This is a genomic window from Mixta sp. BE291 (genome assembly GCF_031457955.1).
Taxonomy (GTDB): domain Bacteria; phylum Pseudomonadota; class Gammaproteobacteria; order Enterobacterales; family Enterobacteriaceae; genus Mixta.
Map to the genome: position 1 here is coordinate 177,025 of NZ_JAVDXN010000002.1, position 26,280 is coordinate 203,304.

Annotated in this window: 19 protein-coding genes, 1 tRNA gene and 1 pseudogene; 5 read left to right on the top strand and 16 right to left on the bottom strand. The window is 54.7% G+C overall.

Going from position 1 to position 26,280, the window contains the following annotated elements; translation table 11 throughout:
• Positions 1-9 precede the first annotated feature (9 nt).
• The 9 genes and pseudogenes from motB to J2X14_RS06000 all read right to left on the bottom strand — a co-directional run bounded on the left by motB (position 10) and on the right by J2X14_RS06000 (position 8,847).
• Positions 10-1,041, bottom strand: a complete 1,032-nt coding sequence (gene motB / locus J2X14_RS05960; RefSeq protein WP_352410311.1) for a flagellar motor protein MotB — start codon at positions 1,039-1,041, stop codon at positions 10-12.
• The gene (gene motA, locus J2X14_RS05965) at positions 1,038-1,925 is read right to left on the bottom strand and encodes a flagellar motor stator protein MotA (protein ID WP_352410312.1); all 888 of its coding nucleotides are present in this window, start codon (positions 1,923-1,925) and stop codon (positions 1,038-1,040) included. Before motA ends, motB begins: the two co-directional genes overlap by 4 nt.
• Positions 1,926-2,060: 135 nt before the next feature.
• Complete coding sequence (gene flhC, locus J2X14_RS05970; protein ID WP_352410313.1) at positions 2,061-2,639, bottom strand: flagellar transcriptional regulator FlhC; 579 nt, start codon at positions 2,637-2,639, stop codon at positions 2,061-2,063.
• Entirely contained in the window at positions 2,639-2,986 is a 348-nt protein-coding gene (gene flhD, locus J2X14_RS05975) for a flagellar transcriptional regulator FlhD (protein WP_352410314.1), read from the bottom strand. Before flhD ends, flhC begins: the two co-directional genes overlap by 1 nt.
• Before the next feature lie 1,023 nt (positions 2,987-4,009).
• On the bottom strand, positions 4,010-5,446 hold the full coding sequence (gene otsA, locus J2X14_RS05980) for an alpha,alpha-trehalose-phosphate synthase (RefSeq protein ID WP_352410315.1): 1,437 nt from the start codon (positions 5,444-5,446) through the stop codon (positions 4,010-4,012).
• Positions 5,443-6,236, bottom strand: a pseudogene (gene otsB / locus J2X14_RS05985) (trehalose-phosphatase). The gene otsA and the pseudogene otsB overlap by 4 nt, the downstream one beginning before the upstream one ends.
• Before the next feature lie 332 nt (positions 6,237-6,568).
• Positions 6,569-7,252 (bottom strand): SOS response-associated peptidase family protein, encoded by a 684-nt coding sequence (locus J2X14_RS05990; protein ID WP_352410316.1) that lies wholly within the window; start codon positions 7,250-7,252, stop codon positions 6,569-6,571.
• 40 nt (positions 7,253-7,292) lie between these two features.
• Positions 7,293-7,823, bottom strand: coding sequence for an isochorismatase family protein (locus J2X14_RS05995; protein WP_352410317.1), 531 nt, complete (start codon positions 7,821-7,823; stop codon positions 7,293-7,295).
• A gap of 70 nt (positions 7,824-7,893) precedes the next feature.
• Positions 7,894-8,847 carry a LysR family transcriptional regulator gene (locus J2X14_RS06000; RefSeq protein WP_352410318.1) on the bottom strand — a complete coding sequence of 318 codons (954 nt, stop codon included), beginning with the start codon at positions 8,845-8,847 and terminating at the stop codon, positions 7,894-7,896.
• Between the two features lie 95 nt (positions 8,848-8,942).
• On the opposite strand from J2X14_RS06000, the gene J2X14_RS06005 reads away from it, so the two are divergent.
• Positions 8,943-10,136 carry an MFS transporter gene (locus J2X14_RS06005; RefSeq protein ID WP_352410319.1) on the top strand — a complete coding sequence of 398 codons (1,194 nt, stop codon included), beginning with the start codon at positions 8,943-8,945 and terminating at the stop codon, positions 10,134-10,136.
• 173 nt (positions 10,137-10,309) lie between these two features.
• Positions 10,310-10,849, top strand: coding sequence for a peptide-methionine (S)-S-oxide reductase MsrA (msrA, locus tag J2X14_RS06010; RefSeq protein ID WP_352410320.1), 540 nt, complete (start codon positions 10,310-10,312; stop codon positions 10,847-10,849).
• Between the two features lie 78 nt (positions 10,850-10,927).
• Here the strand turns inward: msrA and phoA are convergent, their stop codons facing one another.
• Complete coding sequence (phoA, locus tag J2X14_RS06015; protein WP_352410321.1) at positions 10,928-12,337, bottom strand: alkaline phosphatase; 1,410 nt, start codon at positions 12,335-12,337, stop codon at positions 10,928-10,930.
• A 231-nt stretch (positions 12,338-12,568) separates the two neighbouring features.
• Between phoA and J2X14_RS06020 the strand changes: the two genes are divergently transcribed.
• Positions 12,569-12,656, top strand: a tRNA-Ser gene (locus tag J2X14_RS06020).
• A 315-nt stretch (positions 12,657-12,971) separates the two neighbouring features.
• On the opposite strand, the gene phoH is transcribed toward J2X14_RS06020, so the two are convergent.
• The 5 genes from phoH to putP form a co-directional block, all read right to left on the bottom strand.
• Positions 12,972-13,760, bottom strand: coding sequence for a phosphate starvation-inducible protein PhoH (gene phoH / locus J2X14_RS06025; protein ID WP_352410322.1), 789 nt, complete (start codon positions 13,758-13,760; stop codon positions 12,972-12,974).
• Positions 13,761-14,322: 562 nt separating this feature from the next.
• A complete protein-coding gene (gene efeB, locus J2X14_RS06030; protein WP_352410323.1) occupies positions 14,323-15,600 on the bottom strand; it encodes an iron uptake transporter deferrochelatase/peroxidase subunit in 1,278 nt (425 codons plus the stop codon).
• Positions 15,601-15,605: 5 nt separating this feature from the next.
• On the bottom strand, positions 15,606-16,727 hold the full coding sequence (efeO, locus tag J2X14_RS06035; protein ID WP_352410324.1) for an iron uptake system protein EfeO: 1,122 nt from the start codon (positions 16,725-16,727) through the stop codon (positions 15,606-15,608).
• 52 nt (positions 16,728-16,779) lie between these two features.
• Positions 16,780-17,613, bottom strand: a complete 834-nt coding sequence (gene efeU, locus J2X14_RS06040; protein WP_352410325.1) for an iron uptake transporter permease EfeU — start codon at positions 17,611-17,613, stop codon at positions 16,780-16,782.
• Positions 17,614-18,074: 461 nt separating this feature from the next.
• Entirely contained in the window at positions 18,075-19,559 is a 1,485-nt protein-coding gene (gene putP, locus J2X14_RS06045; protein ID WP_352410326.1) for a sodium/proline symporter PutP, read from the bottom strand.
• A 434-nt stretch (positions 19,560-19,993) separates the two neighbouring features.
• On the opposite strand from putP, the gene putA reads away from it, so the two are divergent.
• A complete protein-coding gene (gene putA, locus J2X14_RS06050; RefSeq protein ID WP_352410327.1) occupies positions 19,994-23,938 on the top strand; it encodes a trifunctional transcriptional regulator/proline dehydrogenase/L-glutamate gamma-semialdehyde dehydrogenase in 3,945 nt (1,314 codons plus the stop codon).
• A 112-nt stretch (positions 23,939-24,050) separates the two neighbouring features.
• Positions 24,051-24,986, top strand: coding sequence for an Rpn family recombination-promoting nuclease/putative transposase (locus tag J2X14_RS06055; RefSeq protein WP_352410328.1), 936 nt, complete (start codon positions 24,051-24,053; stop codon positions 24,984-24,986).
• Positions 24,987-25,091: 105 nt separating this feature from the next.
• Here the strand turns inward: J2X14_RS06055 and J2X14_RS06060 are convergent, their stop codons facing one another.
• Entirely contained in the window at positions 25,092-26,165 is a 1,074-nt protein-coding gene (locus J2X14_RS06060) for an acyltransferase family protein (protein WP_352410329.1), read from the bottom strand.
• Positions 26,166-26,280: the final 115 nt, after the last annotated feature.

Here is a 26,280-nt window from a genome sequence, read left to right on the forward strand (position 1 = left end):
CTCACGGTATCACCTCTGCTGTGAGTCGCGATCAGGCTGCGTCGTGCTGGCAGGAGCTGGCGGTAAATCAGTTACCGGCTTCTCCTGACTGGCCGGCGCGGCCTGTGAGGGTTGAAGATCTGGGTTTAAGTCCGCAGCAGACGGCTGAGCCGGCGCGGTAATTTCTTTCATGCTCTGCGGATCGCTGAGCTGTACTCCGTCACTTTCGGCATTCTCTTTTTCGATTTGCGCCTGGGTGTCGTGGTTCAGCACCAGCAGGCTGATGCGACGGTTGATCGCCTCATCGCCGCCGCGGTTTTTCAGACCCATGGTGTCGGACATGCCCACCACGCGCAGCATCTTGCTGCCATCCAGGCCACCCATTACCAGCTCACGCCGTGAGGCGTTGGCGCGGTCGGCCGACAGTTCCCAGTTGCTGTAGCCACGGTCGCCCGAGGCATACTGGAAATCATCGGTGTGCCCTGCAAGACTGATCTTGTTTGGCAAATCATTTAAAATCGGCGCAATCGCCCGCAGAATATCGCGCATATAAGGCTCGACCTGGGCGCTGCCGGTTTTAAACATTGGCCGGTTCTGGCTATCGATAATCTGGATGCGCAAACCTTCTTCAACCAGGTTAATAATCAAATGCGGCCGCAGCGCTTTCAGGCGCGGATCGGATTCAATCAGCTGATCGAGACGCTCGCGCAGGCGTTTAAGACGGATCTCATCCAGCTTGCGCTTTTCCGCATCCATATCGATATGCTTTTGTACTTCGCCTTCCTTTTTCGTCGGATCGTCGCCGCCACCGGGAATGGGGCTTTCACTGTCGCTGCTGCGCTGACCGCCCGATAACGCCACCTTTAGCGGCGTCTGGAAATATTCCGCGATCTGCGTCAGCTGCTTGGGGTTCGCCACCGAAATCAGCCACATCACCATGAAAAACGCCATCATCGCGGTCATAAAATCGGCGTAGGCGATTTTCCATGAGCCATGACCACCCTCATGCTTTTTATGCTTGCGTTTTTTAACAACGACTATGGGGTGATTGTGGTTGTTCATGCGTCTTGGCCCGAAGTCTGTTTACCGGCTGATTTCGCGTTACGTACGTGCTCCTCCAGTTCGGCGAACGACGGACGCTCGGTGGAGTACAACGTCTTACGACCAAATTCCACAGCGATCTGCGGCGCATAGCCGTTCAGGCTGGAGAGCAGCGTCACTTTAATGCACTGCATCATCTTGGTGGTTTCTGAACACTTCTGACGCAGCACCGATGACAGCGGCGAAATAAAGCCGTAAGCCAACAGGATGCCGAGGAACGTCCCCACCATCGCGTGCGCAATCAGCTCGCCGAGCTCCGCCGCCGGGCGATCCGCCGAAGCGAGCGTATGGACCACGCCCATGACCGCCGCCACGATACCGAAAGCCGGAAGTGAATCGCCCATAGCGCCAATACTTTGCGCAGGAACGTCGCATTCATGCTCGTAGGTTTCGATCTCTTCATCCATCAATGCTTCAATTTCGAACGCATTCATATTGCCGCTGATCATTAACCGCATATAGTCGGTGATAAAATCCACTAACTTGTTATCGGACAGAATGCGCGGGTAATTAGCGAAAATTTCACTTTCTTTTGGGTTTTCAATATCGCGTTCCAGCGACATCATGCCCTGCTGACGCGATTTGGCCATCAGGCGATATAACAGCGCCATCAGATCCATATAGACCGCTTTATTATATTTGGAACCGCGAAAAAGCAGCGGTAACGCTTTTAATGTGGCCTTAATCGCTTTGCCGCTATTGCCAACAATAAACGCGCCAATACCGGCGCCGCCGATAATCACCAGTTCCGAAGGTTGATAAAGCGCGCCCAGATGGCCGCCGACCATCATATAGCCGCCCAACACCGAGCCAACAACGAGGAGGTAACCCAAAATAACCAGCACAATAAATCCTTACGTCAGTAACGTGTTGGTGGAAGTTAAGCCAGAGAGCCGCAGGTGTTATTCGTCTGCGTGAAGACAAAAAAAAAGCAGCGGTTAAAAACCGCTGCTGGATGTCATCTCACAGTGCGAACAAACTTAAACGGCGCGTTTAACCTGTTCATCCAGCAGTTGTGAAATGTTATCGGCAGCCTCTGCCGAAAGTTTACGTCTTTTTACCGCACGTGATGGCGGCTGGCACAGGCTGCAGGCAAAGCTGCCAACCGGCTGATGCGCATGGTTGATAAAGCTTCCACCGCAGCATTTGCAGTCGGACAGTTCGAGCATGCCACTCTCAACGAAACGCACCAGTGTCCATGCGCGCGTCAAACCTAACAGCGGGCCATCGTCCGATTGCGGACACTGCTCAAGATAGAGACGATACGCTTTAATTACCGCATCTACGCCGCTGGTGAGTTTGCTTTTCAGCAGAAACATCCAGGCGTTACAGAACATCGACGCATGAATATTCTGTTCCCACGTCATAAACCAGTCGGTAGAAAACGGCAGCATGCCTTTTGGCGGCGGACTGCCGCGCAGCTCTTTATATAATTTAATTAAACGGCCACGGCTAAGCTGAGTTTCGCTTTCTAACATTTGCAGACGCGCGCCGAGCGTAATTAATTCCATCGCCAGCTGAATATCGCGTGCTTCCTGAACAATACTTTTTTCGCTCATTATACCGCCCTCTTTTTTGGCGCTTCGTCTTTTGCGGCATCGCGTAATAAACGACTGGATAATAAAATGCCGGTGTGAATTTGCTGTAAATCATCCACACGCGATTCCTGCGTCAGGCGGTTAATAAGATTGTGGTCATTAAAGCGAAACTGACAGACTAACTGATTCGTTTCAGCTAATTTCACCATTTCTGGCAGCGTTAACTGTGACAACGTATCAGCCATTGTCTCATCAATCCCCAAACGGAACATTGCAGAGGCTTTTTCCTGGTTAATTAAACGTTGAGCAAGCAGCAAATATGACAAGTTGATATCGTAAATATGTTTTAATAATTCGGATGTACCCATTTTTTTCCCATCCTGACTAACTCTACTTTTAACTGTGCGGAATGGTTACCGCATTCTTGGTTGCTGGCTGGTAAATCTAAAGATGGCAAAAAATCAGCGGCTGATGCCAAACATTTTTATAAACATTTTTCACATCCCACCGGGATACTGAGTCAGTAATAGTCATAACTACAGGCCATGTATTACTTGAGTTGTATCTGTCTTCCGTGACGTTCGCTTACATTTTTTTAAGATAATTCCGAAAGCAGTGCAAATGTATCCCCTCTGATTTCGACATACAACGAGCGATCGGTAAAATTTTAGATAAAGTGTGATCTGCGTCACACTTTTAAGGCAAATTGTCGAAAATAATCCATCAGTAACGCTTGTGAATAGTGCATTCCGCAATCAAAAAAGCCACTTTTTGCTAAATTTTTAGCTTCTCGTTAACAAAATCGCAGCAAAAGTTTGCTTTTTGCTCAGATTGCGCCATGGGCGAGGTAAAAGCGCTGTTACGCAAAATTAACAGCGGCATATTTTTATCACGACCATATTTAATGCTGGTTTACCCCTGCAGAAGCCGTTGTGATATTAATCACTTAGTGTAATCGTTTCGAATGAAGATAATTATCCTGTCTGCCGCAGAGAGGTCAGATGAGTGCCTTCTGACAACGAATCGTTAACAGTGAAGCGGCATTGTATGAAGCGCATCAGGAAGCGTAACAAGTTGTTACATAAGGAGTATGAATGAGTTAGCGCAAAGGCGGAGGGAACTTAAGTAACTATCGGCACGGCTAAAGGTTTCTTTATCGCCCGCCTCGCTTTTTTGCCTGAATGGGTAACGAACGGATGAAAAACAGGCGATCGGTTCTCGCCTGTGCTTTTTTCATTCAATCTATTAATAAGGCGGAATGCACGATTTTATGCGGTTGTTACGCTTCTCTGACCGTGACTTATGTCAGACCTGTCAGGCGTAACGGCAAATTAAACGCAGCGGTAAAAACGGGAAAACGTATCAACGTCCTTGTTGATGCGTTCGCTTAATCAGGCGAGACGTTGAAAAGTTGCGACTTTATTATCCGTGTCGCCTTCTTCAGAGCGCGGCGTAATCGCGCGCAGATCCTGCAGGAAGCTTTCACGCCAGTGGCTGATATCGTTTTTACGCAATATCGTCATCATGTCGTTATAGCGGGAAATACGCTCCGTGCGTGACATAGTCAGCGCCTTGTCCAGCGCCGCCGCCACTTCATCGCGATCGTACGGGTTGACGATCAGCGCTGAGGTTAGCTCATTCGCCGCACCGGCAAAGCGCGACAGCACCAGCACACCGGGATCTTCCGGGTCCTGCGCGGCAACATACTCTTTCGCCACCAGGTTCATGCCGTCACGTAACGGCGTGATCAGCGCGACGTCGGTCAGGCGGAAAATTTTCATCAGCAGACGACGATCGAAGTGCTGGTTAAGATAGTAAAGCGGCGTCCAGCCCAGGGTGCCATATTTACCGTTGATGCGCCCTGCTTCCGTCTCCAGCTGGTGACGAATATCCTGATACGCCTGCACATCGCCACGCGAGGTCGGCGCGATCTGCGAGTAGCGAATTTTACCGCGATGCTGCGGAAAGTTTTCCAGCAGCGCTTCATAGGCGAGGAAACGTTCCGGCAGCCCTTTGGAGTAGTCCAGACGCTCACAGGCGATGATGTTTTTCGCATCGCCCAGTTCGCGCTTCATGGCCGCCATCTTCGGCGGCAGCGGGCCTTCTGCCATCTCTTTGATGCTGTCCGGTTCAATCCCGATAGGATAGACCTCGGTGGCAAAGGTATTGCCAAAGGCGCGATGTAGCTTCGGCCCTTTATGCTGTACCTGCGTCAGCAGCGCCATGCACTCCAGGAACGCCTGACGATCGTTTTCCGTCTGGAAGCCCAGCAGATCATAATCGCACAGCATTTCCAGCAGCTCTTTATGCGGCGGCAGCGCGTTGAAAATTTCCGGCGTCGGGAAAGGAATGTGCAGGAAGAAACCAATGCGGTTATTCACGCCGCGTTTACGCAGCTCGGCGGCAAACGGCAGCAGATGGTAATCGTGAATCCACAGAATGTCGTCTGGCTCGATCAGCGGCAGCAGGCGTTCTGCCAGCAGCGCGTTAACATGACAGTAGCCGTCCCACGCTTCGCGCTGGAACTGCACTAAATCGAGACGGTAATGAAAGGCGGGCCAAATAACGGTGTTAGAGAACTGACAATAGTAAAGATCGTAATCGTTTTGATTCAGCGGGAAAGAGGCGTAGGTAATGCCTTCCTGCTTAACGATATCGATATCTTCATTATCTTCTTCACCAATGGCGCTAATTTCACCATTCCAGCCGAACCACAATCCACCGGTAGTTTTCAGCGCATCCAGGATACCAACCGCCAGGCCACCGGCGCTGGCTTTGGATCCATCTGGTACAGCGATACGGTTAGATACGACTACTAAGCGACTCATAACCTTGACTCCTTACCGACGTTGTCTTGTCTTGATCTAGTTGTAATTTAATTTGCTCCAGCCAGGCATACACATCATTCACCCCTTTCAGGCGATAATGCGCCTCGCTTGAGCCTTCACCGACTTTCACGGATATGCCCTGCAGCGCGTTGACTGCACGGAATCCTTTTTCATCCGTTAAATCATCACCAATAAATACCGGAATACGCCCGGCAAACGGCACTTCTCCCATAAAAGCGTTGATCGCTTCGCCTTTGTCCACGCCCTGTGGCTTGATCTCCACGACACATTTACCCGGCTGCAATGCCAGCTTCGGAAAGCGCGCAACCAGATGTTGAGCCAGCTGCATCACGTCGTCTTCATACTGCACGGCACGGCGATAGTGCAACGCAAACGCCATGCCTTTGGTTTCCAGCTGCGTACCCGGCCACTGCGCCATGGCGTTATGCAACACGTCGCTCAGCTCCTGGCCCATGGTGGCCGGCAGAGAAATACGATGCAGTTCGCCATTGGAATCACGTCGCTCAGCGCCGTGCACGCCCGCCGCGGGCACCCGTAACGGGGCCGCCAGCATATCCAGTTCATGAATTGGTCGGCCGGAAACCAACGCCAGCGCGCCATCGCTTAAGCGAGAAAGCGTCTGTAACGTATCGCGCACCGGCTCGGGAATAAAAGCTTCATCGGGACGCGACTGAATGGCAGCCAGCGTACCGTCAACATCAAAAAAGAATGCGTAGAGGCCGCCGCTCAGGGAAGGTAATTGATGATGTTCTGCTGCTACGGTTTTCACACTCTTTCTCCTGATCGGATTAACGCGGTTAACAGTGCAACAAGCACCATAGGACTAACACGCGTATAACGTTTGATGCAGCAGAAGGATGGCGAATCTGGGCAGGTTTAAAGCGCGGCTTGGTGAGACAAGTGGCACAATGCTGGATAGCTAATGATGGCGACTCTCCCGGGTTGACCTGTTGCTGGTCGGCCCTGAGCCGACTGCCCATCTCGCATCTCTTCATGCGGACATCGTACCAAACCAGTATAGTCGCCCTTTTTGGCTTCGCCAGGCAGGAGGCAATTTTCAGAACAAGCTGAATTTTGCAAAAAAAGGTGGACTTAGCCGCTTCAGCACAGCGGGTCGGCAATCGGCTCAACCAGTTCCGGCTGTTGATGGCGCGGGCTGCCTACCGCCCGGCTAACGGGATGCCAGCTGAACTGCTGCGCATCCAGCGCGGCCTGCTCCGCCAGCGAGGCGGCACGTTGCGCTGAGGTATCGGGATGCAACCATTCGCTTACCGCCTGCGCCTCCAGCACCAGTGGACGCCGGTCATGCAGGTCCACCATGCCGCGATCGCTGGCGGCAGTAAGGATCACAAAGCCCTCTTTTTCCTGCGGGCGGGCAAAAGGCGCATGACCTATCGCGGCGAAAAAGAGCGGCTGGTGTTGATGATGATAGATGTAATAAGGCTGTTTCTTGTCGCCTTCCCGCTTCCATTCATACCAGCCATCGGCCATCACTACCGCACGGCCATGCTGCCATAGCGGGCGAAACATTTTGCTTTCCGCCGCCGTTTCTACGCGCGCGTTAATCAGCGGCGCTTTATGCCACCAGGGCGGCGCATAGCCCCAAAAAACCGGATCGAGATGCAGCGCATCGTCGCGATGATTCAGCAACAGCACATTGCTGCCGGGCGCAACGTTATAGCGGCCGATGGGCTGCTCATCCCAGGCAATATTGCGCTCGGCCTGACCAGCAAGCGCCGACAGCCAGGCTTCGCGTGATTGAATTTGCGTAAAACGTCCGCACATAGCGCCTCCTTTATAAAACAGTATAGAAGGCGTTCAGCGATCAAGCGGCGGCGCGCCAGCCCCGTACGATCTCAGCGCTGCTCGCCACCTGTACCGTGTTTCCCGGCATGATCAGATTGGCCCACACTTCGTTATGCTGCTCGATCAGCTGTTCTGCCGTGGCCCAGCGGCGATGTGCGGTAGTATGCGCGTCAGACGCCACGCAAACGGCATATCCCTTGCTGTTGCCCACTTTAATGGTGGTATCGACGCAGTAATCGGTGGCGCAGCCGCAGATCACAAAAGAGGTGGCGTTAAGCTGCTGCAACAGTTCATCAAGCTCGGTATTCCAGAAGCTGTCGCAGGCTTCTTTATTAACATAGTGCGCGCCCGGCGGCTGATGCAGCTCCGGCAAAATTTGCCAGGCCTCGTTGCCAGGCTGCATATCCGCATCGAGATGCTGAATGAAAATAGTGTGCTCGGCGGCGCTAATCAGCTGATTAATCGCGGCGGTGCGCCCTGCCCGATCGAAGCGCGGCGTGGTGAACACGCCGTTTTGCATATCAACCACAATCACTATACGTGCAGACATAGAAGTTTCTCACTGAGAAAGAGAGGCCTCATCTTCCCTGATGCCTGACGCCGGGGTCAATCCCCGCCGATCACAATTTAGCCTGTACCTGCCGGGGCGGCTGCGTGCCAATAATACGCGGCATCACTTCACGCATCAGCGCCATAAACTGACGCAGGCGTGCCGGATAATAGCTGGCATAGGGATAGAGCAGATAAACCGGCAGCGGCGGCGCCTGCCACGCAGGCACCAGCTGCTGTAGCCGCTGCGCCTGTAGATCCTCTCTGGCAATCCATGACGAGAGCATCGCCGCGCCCAGTCCGGTCAGAGCCGCACGTCGTATCGCGTAAAGGCTGTCACTGCTGAGGCGCGGCGTAATAGGAAACTGGAAATGCTCGCCGCTGTGCATCTCAGTCAGCAGCACCTCATTATGATAAAACATGTTCAGCGCCAGCCAGGGCAACTGCGCCAGATCCTGCACCTTTTGCACCGGCGGACAGCGCCGCAGCAGCGCGGGCGCGGCAACCACAATTCGCGGCACCTCCGCCAGCAGCACCGCGACCACCGACGGATCGGTAACCTCGCCAACGTGAATCGCGCAGTCGATGCCTTCGGCAATAAAATCGGGCGTATGGTCGTTGAGCGTCCATTCAATACGGGTATGCGGATAGCACTGTAGATAGTCGCCCAGCGGCGCGATCAGCTGATCCTGACCAAAGGCGTGCGGCGCACGCACGCGTAGCACGCCTACCGGTTCATCGCTCACCGCATGCAGCTCATCTTCCAGCAGCAGCCACTGTTCGGTCAGGCGGCGCGCATGTTGATAACAACGTTCGCCGTCATCGGTCAGCTTCATGCTGTGGGTGGTACGCTGAATCAAACGTGCGCCCAGCAGCTGCTCCAGCGCGCGCAGACGTCGGCTAACGGTGGGCTGACTGGTTTGCATCTGCTGGGCCGCCGCCGACAAGCTGCCGCTTTCCACGATGCGCACAAACGTATGCAGCAGCGTTATACGATCGGTACTGCCTGAGACAAGTTCTTTCATACGTTCAGTGTATAACAGTTTTACCCCAATGACGGCTACCCGGCTGCGCCGTAAAAGCGAAAAATAGCCCTACTTTCGCTTCTGGAGATACTGTTATGTCAATCGTTACTGCTTCTTCCCCTGCGGCTGCGGCGGGCCTCTCGCTGAAATCACAGTTTTTACTGGCCAGCGGTGCCGGGCTGAGCGTCGCTTCTATTTATTACAGCCAGCCGATGCTTAGCATCATGGGCAGCAGCTTTCATACCAGCGTCAGCGAAACCGGGCTGGTGCCAACGCTGACGCAGCTGGGCTATGCGCTGGGCATCCTGTTTCTCACGCCGCTGGGCGATCGTTACGATCGTCGCCAGATCATTTTGCTGAAAGGGCTGTTGCTGACCTTAACGCTGCTGCTGTGCAGCGTTACCGGCACATACAGCATGCTGCTGCTAAGTAGCCTGGCGATTGGCCTGGCGGCGACCGTGGCACAGGATATTATTCCGGCAGCGGCGGCGCTGGCGACGGAGCAGCAGCGCGGTAAAACGGTCGGTACGGTGATGACCGGTCTGCTGGCCGGTATTTTGCTATCACGCGTGGTCAGCGGCGCGGTGGCCGATCTGTTTGGCTGGCGCAGCATGTATGCCGCCGCCGCGCTGGGCGTGCTGTTGATTACGCTGGCGATTTGGCAGGCGTTGCCGCGCTTTACTCCCGGCTCGCGCCTCTCTTATCTGGCGCTGCTGCGTTCGCTGGGCCAGCTCTGGCTGCAACATGGCGCGCTGCGTCGTGCCGCGCTGGCGCAAGGGCTGCTCTCAGTGGCGTTTAGCGCCTTTTGGTCAACGCTGGCATTGATGTTGGCCGAACGTTATCAGCTGGGCAGCGCCTCCGCTGGCGCTTTTGGCCTGGCGGGTGCCGCAGGCGCGATGGCGGCACCGATTGCTGGCGCTATCGCCGATCGTCACGGTGCGCATCAGGTAACGCGTATCGGCTCGGCGCTGGTGATGGTCTCATTCGCTCTGATGTTTGTGATGCCGTTGCTGTCGCCTCCGGCTCAGCTGGTGGTGATTGTCATCAGCGCGATAGGGTTTGATTTAGGCTTGCAGGCCACGTTGATTGCTCACCAGACGTTGGTTTACGGGCTGGATCCCGCAGCACGCAGCCGCCTGAACGCGGTGATGTTTACGGTAATTTTTATCGGCATGGCAAGCGGCTCTGTGCTTGGCAGCCAGGCGTTAGCGTTAGCGGGCTGGACTGGCGTGGTGGCGTTGGCGACTCTGGCGGCGGCGGGCGGCCTGATACTGCGTCTGCGTCGCTAATGCATAATTCGCTACTGGCACAAAAAATTTAACCGGAAACGCCGGTTTAACATGAAAAATTTTCCGGTTAGGCGCTTAGCTGAACAGAAAGAGCGGCGCCAATTGCCGGTGAACAGCAGATTATGCGAGGATAATTAACTTAGCATCACGACCCCATCTGGAGAAGTAGAAGAATGGCCATTGAATATGCAGTAATTGCAGGCGGATGTTTCTGGTGTACCGAAGCGGTGTTTAAAGACATTATCGGCGTTGAATCCGTAGAGAGCGGCTATACCGGCGGCACACGCCCTAACCCGACCTATGAGCAGGTATGCAGCGGTGCGACGGGTCATGCTGAAGCGATCCGCATCGGGTTCGATCCAGAGAAAGTCAGCTTTGGCGATCTGCTGGATATCAGTTTTGTTACCCACGATCCGACTCAGCTGAACCGTCAGGGCAACGATATCGGCACCCAGTATCGCTCGGCGATTTTCCCGGCCAACGCTGAACAGGAAGCGGAAGCCAAAGCGGCAATTGCCCGTGCGCAGCAGGATAACAGCGACCCGATCGTCACCACTATCGAACCGCTGAAGGAGTTTTATCCGGCGGAAGATTACCACAAGAATTATTGGGAAGGCGCAGGCCAGCGCAACGGCTACTGCATGGCGGTCATCCCGCCTAAGCTGCAAAAGCTGCGTAAGAGTTTTGCTAACCGCGTGAAGGCCTCTTCCTAAGCGCTAAGCCAGCAAGCGTCCCGCGCTGCACACGGCGCGGGATATCCTATCAGCAAGCAGGTGTTGTACTCATCGCGCTTACTTTTTCAATCCCAGCGCATCGTGAATCGTAAAGAAGAGATCGGTTTGGTCAGTCAGGCCAACGACATTTGCCGCATGCGGGCCATAAGCCGCAATACGCAACTGCGAACCGGTATGCTCTTGCGATTCTCCTTCTGAGTTGCCGTAACTGACGGTCATAACCGCGCCATCTTTGGTATTTAACGCCTGCGTCAGGCCCGGCGCTTTGGTGCCGTTTTCAACGATCTGACTGGAGTGCGCATGGTCAGCGGTAACGATCACCAACGTGTTGCCATCTTTACGGGCGAATTCCAGCGCCTTCTGTACCGCTTCGTCTAAATCAACCGTTTCACCAATTTGCCCGCAAGGATTGGCAGCGTGATCCTGTTTATCGATCGAGGCACCCTCAATCTGCAGGAAAAAGCCCTTTTCATGAGTGCTAAGCAGGCTGATGGCTTTATCGGTCATCTGCGCCAGCGTTGGCGTGCTGGCTGGACGCTGCGCGTTCACCTCACAGGTGACCGCTGGGTTATCAATGTTACCGTGATAGCTGGCTTTCGGACCCTGCCAGCGCACCGGCATGTTGCCCGCGCTAAACAGGCCCAGCAGCGGTTTCTGTTGGTTCGCTGCGCTAACCGCATTCAGCGTTTGCAGATCGCCCACCAGCTGATAGCCGCGCGCTTCAGCCTGTTCACGCAGCGTTTTTCCCTGATAATCGCCTGCTTTGGCTACTTCGCTAAAGGTTTTCGCGCCACCGCCCAGCGTAACGTCGGCACGCGCAACCAGTAGCTGCTCAGCAATGGATCCTCTGCCGCCCTTCTCCAGCGCATTGCTGGCGCAAAGCTCGCTGGTTTTTACCGGGCCGTAGCATTTGCGTGAGGTGACATGAGAGATTTGCGCCGCAGGCGTGGCATCTTCCAGCTCAGCGGTTGAGACGTTGCCGGTGGCTTTGCCTGCGGCTTTAGCCAGCTCCAGCAGCGTGACATGATCTTTGCCGTTAACATCAACGCCAAGCGCGCCGTTATAGGTTTTAACGCCGGTGGCCCAGGCGGTCGCCGAGGCGGCTGAATCGGTTACATAGCTGGGTTTATGCGTCTCTTTATCCAGCGAATAATGGGTATATTGTCCGGTAAGCGGCAGCGCATCGATGCCTTTAAAAAAGCCGCCCGCGCCCATGGCATAGTTACGCGCCAGCGTGATTTCCGAGTCGCCCATGCCATCGCCAATCAGTAAAATGACGTTTTTTGCCGGTGCGTTGCTTAATGAGGCTCGCAGCGCTTCAGTTTGATCGCCATTAACCCGCCGTGCGCCGCCTTGTTGGGTAATATCACCCATTGCCGCGCGTGACAGCGTAGCCATCTCCGCCATAGCGTTGCCACCGATCAGGGTTGCTAACAGGGACAATGCTAATAAGGGCTGTTTTTTCATTTACTTATTCCTGTGTAAATTTCCGTTACGCGATGTGTAAAGAAGCGTAAGTCAGCGGGGTGTCATTTTTCTTACGCGGCGATGTCATTTTTATGACAGCCGATTAAAGCGAGCGAATTGTATAAGCCTTAACCGGCGGCGACGAAAGGCAGAAATAGTGCTTGACCCTTTAATAACAACTCCCTATAGTAGCGCCCCGTTGCCACCCAGAGCGGTGTCAACAGACAATACGGTGAGGTGTCCGAGTGGCTGAAGGAGCACGCCTGGAAAGTGTGTATACGGCAACGTATCGGGGGTTCGAATCCCCCTCTCACCGCCATCTTAAACGAGAAAGCCTGAGCGAAAGTTCAGGCTTTTTTGTCTGCATAGTTCACCGCTTGAGAGGGGTGATGAGAACCCCCGCCGGGTTCGACAACGTGCGCAGCAGGTTGGACAGCCGCAGGCTGCCCGCAGGGCGAGCGAAGCGAGTCAATCCCCCTCTCACCGCCATCTTAAACGAGAAAGCCTGAGCGAAAGTTCAGGCTTTTTTGTATGCATAAGCGCCTAATTAAGCCTGAGCGAAAGTTCAGGCTTTTTTGTCTGCATAAAAAAGCCCGGACTTGCGTCCGGGCTTGGGCTACAGCTACTCACTCAATCAACTATAAGCATGCAGCGCGCGCTGACAGAGCGCGGAGCGCACGCAATCCTCTTTACCAAACCGCACCAGGCTTACCATTTCATCTTCCACAAAACGATTAAGCGCGTCGGCCAGGCCTGATGTCACGCCCGCAGGCAAATCGCACTGGGTAATATCGCCATTAACGATAACCGTCACGTTCTCGCCGAGGCGGGTTAAAAACATTTTCATCTGTGCCGCAGTGACGTTTTGCGCCTCATCGAGGATCACCACCGCGTTTTCGAAGGTACGCCCACGCATATAAGCAAAGGGCGCGATTTCTACTTTGCCAATTTCGGGACGCAGACAATATTGCATAAAGGAAGAGCCGAGACGTTTAACCAGAACGTCATAGACTGGGCGGAAATAGGGAGCAAACTTTTCAGAGATATCACCGGGCAAAAAGCCCAGATCCTCATCGGCCTGCAGCACCGGTCGGGTCACGATAATCCTGTCGACATCCTTGTTAATCAGGGCTTCTGCTGCTTTGGCAGCGCTAATCCAGGTTTTACCGCACCCCGCTTCGCCGGTGGCAAAGATCAGCTGTTTTGTCTCAATGGCGTTGAGATAGTGCGCCTGAGCCTCATTACGCGCCTCAATCGGTGAACGGTCGCGTGAATCACACGCCATGCCAATGGCATCCAGACCACCCATATGCACCAGCGAGGTGACCGATTCTTCTTCACGCTGACGATGGCTGCGTGAATCACTACGCAGCACTCGACGAGCTTCACGACGCGCTTTGATCACTGCTTTCTGTCTTCCCATAGTGGCACCTTACAATTGGTTTCATTTCCCGCACCTGAGCCGATCGGGTGCGATTACGTGAACGCTTTAGAGGGTGGCTTCCTTCAGAGCCTTACGAGCCATTGAATGAGCATATGCCGTAAGCATACGCCGGAAATCATAAAAGGGATAAGTTAAGCCGGGAGGATTGAAAAAAGATGAAAATAACCAGGAGAAAGAAAAACACGCGCGCAACAACGTGCGAAGTTTTTTATTTGAAACGGGTTGTCCATTACAGGACTTTTCCATTCGCATTCTCCATCGAGGAAGCTGGTCATTGCAGACTGCCGACCTGTATAAAGTGCAACAGATTCTTCTAAATTTGCAACAGCAATTTTACCTGAATGAATAAAAAACAATCATCCAACCTCAGGAAAAAGATGACACTTTTATTTATTGTTTTTAAACAAGGACTTAAAAAGGTTAAATAGCGTTGAGATAATTCAGAAAATTCGTAACGAGCGGAAAAAATAAGTGCGCAGTAAAAAGGTGAGTAAAAAACAGTCTCCCGTCATTTATAGCCAGACGAGAGACCAGACGTTAATCAGGACTCCAGTAATGACTGTGCCAGATATTGTTGATTATTTGCCACGCCGGGCAGCACAAAGAAATAGCCTCCCCCCACTGGTTTAATATATTCCTCCAGCGCTTCACCGTTGAGCCGTTTTTGCACCGTTAAAAACCCTTTTTCTAAATCGTGTTGATAACAAACGAACAGCAGCCCCATATCCAGCTGACCGGCAGGCGTGACGCCAGCGGAATAGCTGTAGCCGCGACGCAGCATCAGGCTGCTTTGCGTTTGCGGCGTGCGTGGATTAGCCAGGCGGATATGGGCATCCAGCGGAATGACTTTTCCCTGCGGGTCCTGCGTGTAGTCCGGCTCATCGTGTTCGTTTTTCATCCCCAGCGGCGCACCGCTGAGTTTTTCCCGCCCGAAAATGGTTTGCTGTTCGCCTAATGGCGTGCGGTCCCAAAATTCAACGCGAAATTGGATAATTCGTACCGCCTGATAGCTGCCGCCCTGCGTCCAGGCTGGTTCCTGCTGCTCGTGCGTTACCCAAAGGAGGGTATCCATCAGCGCCTGGTTCGCGGTATCAGGATTGGCCGTGCCGTCTTTAAAGCCCAGCAGGTTAATGGGCGTCTCTTTGCCTCGGCTGCGCGCCGCATGTTCAGAGATAAACCCTTCGCGCCGCCAGCGAATCGCCAATAGATCGGGCGTATGTTTTATGATGTCGCGCAGCGCATGAATCACGGTATCGTTGGTGTTGGCGCAGATTTGCAGCAGCAGATCGCCGTGGCAGCTTTCTGCATCCAGCGCGTCGTTGGGAAAACGCGTCATGGTTTGCAGCTTAGCGGGTTTCAGCGCCGCCAGGCCGTAGCGCTCGTCAAACAGCGCGTCGCCAACCGAGACGGTGATTGTCAGATTATCGGGCCAGATATGCTCGCCGAGGATGCCGGAATCCAGCGGCGGCAGCTGCGGATTAGAGAGCAGCGGCGCCCTGCCGCCCTCGGTGAGAAAGGCGATGCGTGCGGTAAGCAGCGTAAACAGTCGCACCAGTTCGCTTTTATCATTCGCCAGCACGTCAAAAGCCACCAGCATCATCGCTGCCTGCTGCGGTGTGGTGATCCCTGCCTGATGCGCGCCGTAAAACGGCTGGCGTTCTTCGCGGGCATTCGGGGAGAGCGCGCCGGGCGAGAAGCTTTGCGCCGCTGCGCCGCTGACCGGACAACCGCCGCCCATCACGGCGGCACCGCTCAGCAGTCCGAGCCCTTTTAACAGGCGACGCCGTGAAGGCATCGCCGCATCGGTCACTTTTTTCATCCTGCTTAATCCAGCCCCAGCGTACCGCGCAGCAGCGCCAGATCTTCCGCCAGCGTGGTAATCGGCCCTTTCAGACGATTACGGTCGGTGATCGTGAGTTTTTCGTAGGAGGCGAAGCCCTCTCCGCTGCGGTATTTGCTCAGGATGGCTTCGACTTTTTTGAAGTTGTTATCCACTTTGCTTAGCAGCTGCGGATTGGCTTTTTCCAGCTGCGGACGCAGCAGATTAACAATTTTCTGTGCGCCTTCGACGTTGGCCTGAAAATCCCACAGGTCGGTACGGCTGTAGCGATCTTCTTCGCCAGAAATTTTGCTGGCCGCCACTTCCTCAATCAGGCCCGCCGCACCGCCCACCACTTTGCCCGGCGGGAAAGCCAGCGCATTGATGCGTTTTTGCAGTTCCAGCGTGTCCTGATAGAGACGATCGGCATAAGCGTTCATGCCTTCGGTGCTGTGATCGCCAAACAGCGCTTTTTCCAGACGATGGAAGCCGGTGAATTTAGGATCGGCCGCCTTTTGTTCGTAATCATCTTCACGCGCGTCAATGCTGCCATCGAGGTCAGAGAAGAGTTCAGCGATCGGTTCGATACGCTCGTAATGCTGGCGGGTGGGTGCATAGAGCGACTGCGCTTTTTTCACATCGCCCGCTTTGACCGCGTCGGTGAAGGCTTTAGTGCCGCTGACCAGCTGAGTGACTTCTGCCGTGACCCAGGTTTTATAGTCAGCAATCGCGCTGCCAAGCTGCGCCAGTTCGGCCTGTTTGTCGCTGTTTTGCTCCGCGCCCGTGGCCTTGACGATCAGTTTGCCTTTCGGGTTACTGAGCAGGCCGCAGGTCATTTCATATTCGCCGGGTTGAAGGTTGGCGGTCAGTTTTTGCGTGAAGCCTGGCGCGATATTTTCACGCTCTTCCACCACCATGACCCCTTTGAGGATTTCCCACTCCAGTGCTTTTTGGCTGTTGTTGCGAATAATAAACTGGGTTTTGCCCGCATTCACGGTGATTGCCATCGGCTCGCACTGTTTGTCATTCACGCTGACGTTAACCTGCGGTACGTCGGCCGCGCTGGCCAGCGCCGACCAGGCCATAAGGGAAGTCAGTAAGGCTTTACGGCGAGTGAAAATCGTCATTGATGTGTCCCTGTTAAAGTCATAAACAGGCGCGACATGCGCGCCAGTGGGTTTAGCGTGTTGAACGGGCCGCAACGGCCGTGGGCCGGGCAGGCATAAAAAACAGCAGTAGCGCCGGAATCAGGTAGATAATCCAGACCGCCACTTCGCTGACGGTGGGCGTTTCCTGATAACCCAGCAGGCTTTCCAGCAGCGTCCCGATCAGGGTGTGGGTGGAGAGCGTGCTGCTCAGGTCAAAGGCGATGGTTTGATAGTGGTTCCACAGTCCCGCTTCGTGGAAAGCGCGGATTGCCCCGGCAGCCAGGCCTGCGGCGACAAAGATGATAAACAGACTGCTCCATTTGAAGAATTTCGCCAGGTTGAGTTTGACGCCGCCCCAATAGATGAGCGCGCCAATGATCGCAGCGGTGGCAAGCCCAAGTACGGCCCCGACGGGCGGCGCAATACCGACGTCCTGGGTGAAGGCGGCAAGCAGGAAGAAGACCGATTCCAGCCCTTCGCGCGCCACGGCGAGAAAGACCATCAGTATCAACGCCCAGCCGTTGTTGTTGCCTTTTTGCAGCGCCTGGTCGACGGCTACTTCCAGCTGCGCTTTGACGTTGCGTGAGACGTTACGCATCCAGAAGACCATCCAGGTGAGGATGATGACGGCGATGACGGCCACGATGCCTTCAAAGAGTTCTTGTTGTTTTTGCGGGAATTCGCCGGTGGTAGCGTTGATGAACAGGCCAAGCGCCAGGCAGAGTGCGGCAGCGATAAAGACGCCAGCCCACATTGCGCCGAACCAGCGGGTGCGTTGGGTACGTTTCAGGTAGCTGGCGATCAGGCTGACGATCAGCGCCGCTTCCAGCCCTTCGCGCAGCATGATGAGAAAGGGAACGAACATGCCTGATCCTCGATAGTTTTTATGCACGTAAAGTGACGTAAAGAAGCGTAAACACAAACGATACTGATTATCATTATCGGCAGATAAAAAACAAGTGACTTTGCGTGATTATTTTTTAGTTTGAGACGGAAATGTTGCTTGCAGCCGTAGGGCTATGTTTATGGAGCGTTAGAGTGCGTATGGCGGTCGCAGGGCTGCGTTTACGTAGCGCGTATGGCGGTCGCAGGCAGGCAGGCGCTCCGTAAAGTCGCCGTGAACCCATCCCTGGGGGCTCTGCCGCGTCATCCATGACGCGGAAGCTTTACTCCGCGCCAGCCTGCCTGCTCCCTTGTTTGGTGCATATTTGCTGGTTTTCAGGGGCATGTGGCTTTGCCCTGCTCCCTTGTTTGGGCAAGTGGGTGGTGAATCACAGGCATAAACAAGGCCGGTATCGCTACCGGCCTGACATACGTTTTGAACGCTTATTTGGTGTGGTATTCAGCATCTGCCGCATCGAAGCGCGCCTGCGCTTCAACAGAAGGCGCTCGGCCCATCAGGCTGACTACGTAGATAGCAAGGCTGGCAAACAGGAAGCCAGGAATGATTTCGTACAGATCCAGCCAGCCGTAGTGTTTCCATACCAGCACGGTCAGCGCGCCAATCACCATACCCGCCAGCGCGCCGTTGCGCGTGGTGCGTTTCCAGCAAACAGAGAAGAGCACTACCGGGCCAAAGGCGGCGCCGAAACCGGCCCAGGCGTAGCTTACCAGGCCCAGTACGCGGTTTTCCGGGTTAGCGGCCAGCGCAATAGCAATCAGCGCAACCACCAGCACCATCATACGTCCAATCCACACCAGCTCATTTTGACTGGCGTTTTTACGAAAGAAGCCTTTGTAGAGATCTTCCGTCAGGGCGCTGGAGCAGACCAGTAGCTGACAGCTCAGCGTCGACATTACCGCCGCCAGAATTGCCGAAAGCAGAATGCCCGCGATCCATGGGTTAAACAGAATACGCGCCAGTTCGATAAAGATACGTTCGCCGTTTTCGTTCACGCCAGCCGCCTGCTCAGGGTGATTCTGGAAATAGGCGATGCCGAAAAAGCCTACCGCGACGGCGCCCGCCAGGCAGAGGATCATCCAGGCCATACCGATACGGCGTGCGGTACGAATCGAGCGATGGGAATCGGCTGCCATAAAGCGCGCCAGGATATGCGGCTGCCCAAAGTAGCCCAACCCCCAACCCAGCAGCGAAATCACCGCAACAAAGTTCAGCCCTTTCAACATATCAAGGTTTTCCAGGCTTTTCGCTCTGATCACCTGCAACGAGTCATCAAAGCCGCCCACGGCAATAATCACCATAATCGGCGTTAACAGCAGCGCGAAAATCATCAGGCTGGCCTGCACGGTATCGGTCCAGCTTACCGCCAGGAACCCACCAACAAAGGTGTAGAGAATGGTGGCGGCCGCACCGGCCCACAGCGCCGTTTCGTAGCTCATGCCGAAGGTGCTTTCAAACAGACGCGCCCCCGCCACGATGCCGGATGCGCAGTAGATGGTAAAGAACACCAGAATCACGATGGCAGAGATAACGCGCAGCAGTTTGCTGCGATCTTCAAAGCGGCTGGTAAAGAAATCCGGCAGCGTTAAGGCGTTATTGTGATGCTCGGTTTGCACGCGCAGACGACCGGCGACAATTTTCCAGTTCAGCCAGGCACCAATGGTCAGACCGATGGCGATCCAGCTTTCGGAAATGCCCGCCAGAAAAATAGCACCCGGCAACCCCATCAGCAGCCAGCCGCTCATATCCGATGCGCCCGCTGACAGTGCGGTCACCAGGCTGCCCAGACTACGTCCTCCCAGAATATAATCGTCAAAGTTTTTGGTTGAGCGCCAGGCTATAAAGCCAATTAACACCATGCCAAGAATATAGATGATGAATGTCACCAACATCGGTGTGCTTACTGTCATCAGGTTCTCCATTTATTATCGGTATTAAGCAGAGGGTTATTTGCCCTGTCATCCCGCTGGAACGCAACGGTTTCTTATTATGCGTTAATCACTGGCGCGCTATCCTGCCGGAAAGGTTTACCACGCACAATGCATTTAACACCGCTGTTACAGTGAATTCACTACCCCTTACCATCATAAGTTCAGAAGGTTGCACCAGGTCACACTTCGTCCAGTTGCACTTCTGGCGCAACCGCTTCGGTGCCAGGAAATACAGGCTTGCGCAAACCTGGCGAGATATTTGCAGCAAGAACCATGCCGCTTTCGCTGATTTAACAATTTAGCGTTTGCGTAGAGTGTTAACAGGCTCACAATTAACACGGTTGCACAAAGTTGCAACATAGGTGATATTGCGCCATACACGGTGATTTAAGGTTTTGAGGAGCGTTCAAGGCATGGGAACCACGACCATGGGTGTCAAACTGGATGAAGCCACCCGCGACAGAATTAAACGGGCTGCACAACAGATCGATCGCACGCCGCACTGGCTGATTAAACAGGCGATTTTTAACTATCTTGAGCAGCTGGAACAGGGCGCGCAGCCTGCGGAGTTCCCGCTACAGGCGGCAGCCAATGAGGCTGAAGAGCCGTTGCAGGAAGAGCCGCATCAGCCGTTTCTTGATTTCGCAGAACAGATTCTGCCGCAAACGGTCGCCCGCGCTGCCATCACCTCCGCCTGGCGTCGCCCGGAGCCTGAAGCCGTGTCGATGATGCTGGAGCAGGCGCGTCTGCCTGCGCCGCAGGCTGAGAAAGCGCAGCAGCTGGCCTGGACGCTGGCCGATAAGCTGCGGCACCAAAAAGGGGCAACCGGACGCGCCGGTATGGTGCAAAGCCTGTTGCAGGAGTTCTCGCTTTCATCGCAGGAAGGCGTGGCATTAATGTGTCTGGCTGAGGCACTGCTGCGTATTCCCGATAAGCCGACGCGCGATGCGCTCATTCGCGATAAAATCAGCAACGGCAACTGGCAGGCGCATCTGGGCCGTAGTCCGTCGCTGTTTGTTAATGCCGCGACCTGGGGTCTGCTGTTTACCGGGCGTCTGGTTTCAACGCATAACGAAACGAACCTGTCGCGCTCCCTGAACCGCATTATCGGTAAAAGCGGCGAGCCGCTGATCCGTAAAGGCGTGGATATGGCGATGCGTCTGATGGGCGAGCAGTTTGTTACCGGCGAAACCATTGCCGAAGCGCTGGCCAACGCGCGCAAGCTGGAAGAGAAAGGCTTCCGCTACTCTTACGATATGCTGGGCGAAGCGGCGCTGACCGCTAACGATGCGAAAGCCTACCTGCTCTCTTACCAGCAAGCGATTCATGCCATTGGTAAGGCTTCAAACGGGCGCGGCATTTATGAAGGACCGGGGATTTCCATTAAGCTCTCCGCGTTGCATCCCCGCTATAGCCGCGCGCAGTATGCGCGTGTGATGGATGAGCTCTACCCAATTCTTAAATCGTTGACGCTGCTGGCGCGCTCTTATGATATCGGCATCAATATCGACGCCGAAGAGGCCGACCGCCTCGAGCTGTCGCTCGATCTGCTGGAAAAACTCTGTTTCGAGCCGGAACTGGAAGGCTGGAACGGCATCGGCTTCGTGATTCAGGCTTACCAAAAACGCTGTCCGTTCGTGATCGACTCGCTGATCGATCTGGCGCAACGCAGCCGTCGTCGTTTGATGATCCGTCTGGTAAAAGGCGCTTACTGGGACAGTGAAATCAAACGCGCGCAGGTCGAAGGGCTGGAAGGCTATCCGGTTTATACCCGCAAGGTGTACACCGATATCTCTTATCTGGCCTGCGCACGCAAGCTACTGGCGGTGCCGAACCTGATCTATCCGCAGTTCGCGACCCACAATGCCCACAGCCTGGCGGCGATCTATCACCTGGCGGGCAATAACTACTATCCCGGCCAGTATGAGTTCCAGTGCCTGCACGGCATGGGCGAGCCGCTCTATGAGCAGGTGGTTGGCAAAACCGCCGATGGCAAGCTGAACCGTCCGTGCCGTATTTATGCACCGGTTGGCACCCATGAAACCCTGCTGGCCTATCTGGTGCGTCGCCTGCTGGAAAACGGCGCCAACACCTCCTTTGTTAACCGCATCGCGGATAAAACCCTGCCGCTGGATGAGCTGGTAGCCGATCCGGTGCAGCAAGTGGAACGTCTCGCCGCAACGGAAGGCGCGATTGGCCTGCCGCACCCGAAAATTCCGCTGCCGCGCGATCTGTACGGTGATAAGCGCCCTAACTCTTCCGGTCTCGATTTAGCCAATGAACATCGTCTGGCGTCGCTCTCCAGCGCGCTGTTAAGCAGCGCCGCGCAGTTATGGCGCGCCGAACCGATGATTGAGGGCGAGCTGAGTCTGGGTGACTACACGCCGCTGCTGAACCCGGCCGATCCCAGCGATGTCGTCGGCGAAGTGCGTGAAGCCAGCGAGCAGGAGGTGGCGCAGGCGTTACAGGCATCGGTCAACGCCGGTCCTATCTGGTTTGCCACGCCGCCGCAGGAGCGCGCCGCTATTCTGGAACGCGCGGCGGAGCTGATGGAAGGCCAGATGCAGACGCTGATCGGCATTCTGGTGCGCGAGGCAGGTAAAACCTTTAACAACGCCATTGCCGAAGTGCGCGAAGCGGTTGATTTCCTCTATTACTACTCCGGCCTGGTCAGCAGCGATTTTGATAATGAAACTCACCGTCCATTAGGGCCGGTGGTCTGCATTAGCCCATGGAACTTCCCGCTGGCGATTTTCACCGGTCAGATCGCGGCCGCCCTGGCGGCGGGCAATAGCGTGCTGGCGAAGCCTGCTGAACAAACGCCGCTGATCGCGGCTCAGGCGGTGCGTATTCTGCTTGAGGCAGGCGTGCCGACCGGCGTAATCCAGCTGTTGCCGGGTCTCGGCGAAACCGTCGGCGCTCAGCTGACCAGCGACGAGCGGGTGCGCGGCGTCATGTTTACCGGCTCTACCGCCGTCGCCACGCTGCTGCAACGTAACCTCGCCGGACGTCTCGATCCGCAAGGACGTCCAACGCCGCTGATTGCTGAAACCGGCGGCATGAACGCCATGATTGTGGATTCTTCGGCGCTGACCGAACAGGTGGTGCTGGATATCGTCTCTTCGGCCTATGACAGCGCGGGCCAGCGCTGTTCGGCGCTGCGTCTGCTCTGCGTGCAGGAAGATGCCGCCGAGCATACGCTGAAAATGCTGCGCGGTGCGATGGCGGAGTGCCGCATGGGTAACCCGGAACGTCTTTCAACGGATATCGGCCCGGTGATTGATGCCGAGGCGAAAGAGAATATCGAGCGCCATATTCAGGCGATGCGCGCTAAAGGATTAAAGGTATTCCAGGCGGTGCAGGAAAATCAGCAGGACAGCAAAGAGTGGGCGCAGGGCACCTTTATTAAGCCGACGCTGATTGAGCTGAACAGCATTGAGGAGCTGGATAAAGAGATCTTTGGCCCGGTGCTGCATGTGGTGCGTTTTACGCGCAGCACGCTGCCGCAGCTGATCGAGCAGATCAACGCTTCCGGCTATGGCTTAACGCTGGGCGTGCATACGCGCATTGATGAAACCATCGGTCAGGTGACGCAACGCGCTAAGGTTGGCAACCTGTACGTGAACCGTAATATGGTCGGCGCGGTGGTCGGCGTGCAGCCGTTCGGCGGTGAAGGCTTATCGGGCACCGGTCCGAAAGCGGGCGGCCCGCTCTATCTCTATCGTCTGCTGTCGCATCGTCCCGATAACGCCTTGCAGGTAACGCTCGATCGTCACGATGCCGAACAGACGCTGGATGCGACGCTGCGCCCTTCCCTGCTTGAGGCGCATAAAGCGCTGAGCGACTGGGCCAAAGCGCAGCTGGCGGAAATCTGCGCGCGCTTTGAAAAACTGGCGCAGGGCGGCACGGTGCGCGTACTGCCGGGTCCAACCGGCGAACGTAATACCTATATTCTGCTGCCGCGCGATCGCGTGCTTTGTCTGGCGGATAACGAGCAGGATGCGCTGGTGCAGCTGGCGGCGGTGACCAGCGTCGGTAGTCGCGCGCTGTGGCAAGATGATGAGCTGCACCGTAAGCTGGCGCAGCTACTGCCGGAGAAAGTGCGAGCTCAAATCGATTTCGCGCAGGATCCGCTGGCGCCGGAGCAGCATTATGATGCAGTGATCTATCATGGCGACGCGGATCAGCTGCGTCTGCTGTGTGAGAACGTCGCGGCGCGCGCCGGTGCGATCGTTTCAGTACAGGGCTTTGCCCGTGGCGAAACCAATCTGCTGCTGGAGCGTTTGCTGATTGAACGTTCGCTGAGCGTCAATACTGCGGCTGCGGGAGGAAACGCCAGCCTGATGACCATAGGCTAACCTAACGCGTTACTCAAAGCCGTCTTGTTTCAGGACGGCTTTATTTTTATGCTGTTGCCTGGAAAATGATCGCCTCGTGGAGAGGAGATGCACGTGGGCAACGGAGCGCGCCATGACAGACAGGAAACCACACGCCAGAGAAACAACAACCCCAACGCCGCACGATGCGGCATTCAAGCAATTTCTTACCCATCCCGATACTGCCAGAGATTTTATTCAGCTGCATATGCCTGCGGAGCTGTTAAGGCTTTGCGACCTGACTACGCTGAAGCTTGAGTCCGGAAGTTTTGTCGAAGAAAATCTTCGCGCTTATTTCAGCGATGTGCTTTATAGCCTGAAAACCACCACGGGTGAAGGTTACATACACGTCCTGATAGAGCATCAAAGCACGCCTGACCGGCATATGGCTTTTCGTCTGCTGCGCTACGCCGTGGCGGCCATGCAGCGACATCTGGATGCAGGCTACGACGCATTGCCACTGGTTATTCCGCTGCTTTTTTATACCGGCAAACGCAGCCCTTATCCTTACTCTACCAACTGGTTGCAGGAGTTCGACGATCCTGCTTTAGCTGGCAGGCTTTACAGTACTGATTTTCCCCTGGTGGATGTCACTGTCATTGCAGATGACGATATTATGCAGCATCGACGTATGGCCGCTTTAACGCTGCTACAGAAACATATCCACCAGCGTGATTTGGCTGAACAGTTAGAGAGGCTGGCCGTGCTTTTGGTAACAGAGCCTATTACGGGACAACAGTTGATTTCGTTGATAAACTATCTTCTGCAGGTAGGTGAAACGTCAGACGCAGAAGCATTCGTGCGTACACTGGCACAACGGGTGCCACAACACGGGGACACACTCATGACTATTGCACAGCAACTTGAGCAAAAAGGCATGGAAAAGGGGATGGAAAAGGGGATGGAAAAAGGACGCAAAGAAGAAGCGCTGAAAATTGCCCGCAACATGCTGCAGAACGGTATCGAACGCAGCGCTGTGATAAAAATCACCGGTGTGACGGAAGACGAGCTGGCGCAAATCCCTCAGTAACAGCCCGCCCTGTTGTCCAGCCGCGTCGGTTAGCACGCGACTGAAGCATACGCTGGCGGCAGCCTGTTTCTCGCATCAAAGCCTGCCGCCTTGCAGAAGGTGATATCACACATCAAACTTCATGCGCAGCAGGCGCGGATAGATAAACAGCGATTTCCCCATCCCTTTATTCAACAGTTTCCACACCGCGATCGAACACAGCGAACAGAGCAGTACCATACCAACCGGGAAGCCCACCGCCCACACTATTGAAAACAGCGTCGAATCAAACAGATGATGATCAAACGCGAACAAAATGGCCGTCATGCCGAAATATTCGATAAAGATGCGATGCAGCACGTAAATTTGCAGCGTATTTTTACCGATCCAGTTCATCCATGTCATACGGAACCAGGTATTCAGGGCGCGGCACAGGGCGATACAGGCCAGAATACTTAACGTACAGAGAAACAGGTTTTTCTGCACGCCCAACAGCAGGTGCACCCCGGCCAACAACGCCAGTCCCAGCCACGGCAGCAGGTTGCTTTTACGCCATTCGCTCAGGTAGATAATCTGCGCGCTCCAGAAAGATCCCATAAGAAAATAGATAAAATATTGCGAAAGGCTCTCCGGCCCCCAGCCTGGGATCATTTTTTCCACTGCGGCATAATTTAACAGCACGGCGGCAATCACCAGCGGCAGCCGCTGTTTGCGAAACAGTTTAGCGAACAGGAAGAATAGCCCCAGCGCATAAAGATACCAGGAACTGCTCATCGCCAGCAGCATTAGCGAAATAAATTCTTGCGGTGATTCAGCATAGGAAGAATTAATGTTGCTGGAAATACGTTGATGCGTAATTTCTGAGGAAATACCGTAAATGGAAAACCACTGAATAAGCCCCCAGAGAATATAAAGATAAAAAAGATTGGTCACCCGACTGGTGAATACTTTTTTCCACGGCTTATCATTAATCGCGCGTGCGGCCAGCATACCGGAGACAAAAAAGAATGCCGGCATACGCAACGGCGATAATACGGTATTGAATGCTACCCACAGCTGGCCTGCTAAACTGCCTGCCGTCAGATGTTTCAGGGTGCCATCAAAGCCCGGCAATACCACATGATAGAGCACGACTAACAGGATGCAGCCCCCTTTTAGCGTATTGACCCACTGAATTTCGTGACTTTTTTTATCGCTCATTTCTGTGATTCCCGCTAAGTTGACGGAAGAAAAAGGCTGAATAGTCAATCCGCATTATCAACGGCGCGGGAATAAAATCGCTGTAGCTTTTATCTTAAAAAAAATAAGCGGCCCT

What these genes read in the sequence shown, in the direction of transcription:
- phoH (WP_352410322.1), bottom strand. Translation starts at nt 13,760, where the DNA reads ATGGGAAGACAGAAAGCAGTGATCAAAGCGCGTCGTGAAGCTCGTCGA.
- efeU (WP_352410325.1), bottom strand. Translation starts at nt 17,613, where the DNA reads ATGTTCGTTCCCTTTCTCATCATGCTGCGCGAAGGGCTGGAAGCGGCG.
- putA (WP_352410327.1), top strand. Translation starts at nt 19,994, where the DNA reads ATGGGAACCACGACCATGGGTGTCAAACTGGATGAAGCCACCCGCGAC.
- J2X14_RS06000 (WP_352410318.1), bottom strand. Translation starts at nt 8,847, where the DNA reads ATGAAAGAACTTGTCTCAGGCAGTACCGATCGTATAACGCTGCTGCAT.
- J2X14_RS06060 (WP_352410329.1), bottom strand. Translation starts at nt 26,165, where the DNA reads ATGAGCGATAAAAAAAGTCACGAAATTCAGTGGGTCAATACGCTAAAA.
- otsA (WP_352410315.1), bottom strand. Translation starts at nt 5,446, where the DNA reads ATGAGTCGCTTAGTAGTCGTATCTAACCGTATCGCTGTACCAGATGGA.
- putP (WP_352410326.1), bottom strand. Translation starts at nt 19,559, where the DNA reads ATGACAGTAAGCACACCGATGTTGGTGACATTCATCATCTATATTCTT.
- flhC (WP_352410313.1), bottom strand. Translation starts at nt 2,639, where the DNA reads ATGAGCGAAAAAAGTATTGTTCAGGAAGCACGCGATATTCAGCTGGCG.
- efeO (WP_352410324.1), bottom strand. Translation starts at nt 16,727, where the DNA reads ATGACGATTTTCACTCGCCGTAAAGCCTTACTGACTTCCCTTATGGCC.
- efeB (WP_352410323.1), bottom strand. Translation starts at nt 15,600, where the DNA reads ATGAAAAAAGTGACCGATGCGGCGATGCCTTCACGGCGTCGCCTGTTA.
- J2X14_RS05995 (WP_352410317.1), bottom strand. Translation starts at nt 7,823, where the DNA reads ATGTCTGCACGTATAGTGATTGTGGTTGATATGCAAAACGGCGTGTTC.
- phoA (WP_352410321.1), bottom strand. Translation starts at nt 12,337, where the DNA reads ATGAAAAAACAGCCCTTATTAGCATTGTCCCTGTTAGCAACCCTGATC.
- msrA (WP_352410320.1), top strand. Translation starts at nt 10,310, where the DNA reads ATGGCCATTGAATATGCAGTAATTGCAGGCGGATGTTTCTGGTGTACC.
- flhD (WP_352410314.1), bottom strand. Translation starts at nt 2,986, where the DNA reads ATGGGTACATCCGAATTATTAAAACATATTTACGATATCAACTTGTCA.
- motB (WP_352410311.1), bottom strand. Translation starts at nt 1,041, where the DNA reads ATGAACAACCACAATCACCCCATAGTCGTTGTTAAAAAACGCAAGCAT.
- J2X14_RS06005 (WP_352410319.1), top strand. Translation starts at nt 8,943, where the DNA reads ATGTCAATCGTTACTGCTTCTTCCCCTGCGGCTGCGGCGGGCCTCTCG.
- J2X14_RS05990 (WP_352410316.1), bottom strand. Translation starts at nt 7,252, where the DNA reads ATGTGCGGACGTTTTACGCAAATTCAATCACGCGAAGCCTGGCTGTCG.
- J2X14_RS06055 (WP_352410328.1), top strand. Translation starts at nt 24,051, where the DNA reads ATGACAGACAGGAAACCACACGCCAGAGAAACAACAACCCCAACGCCG.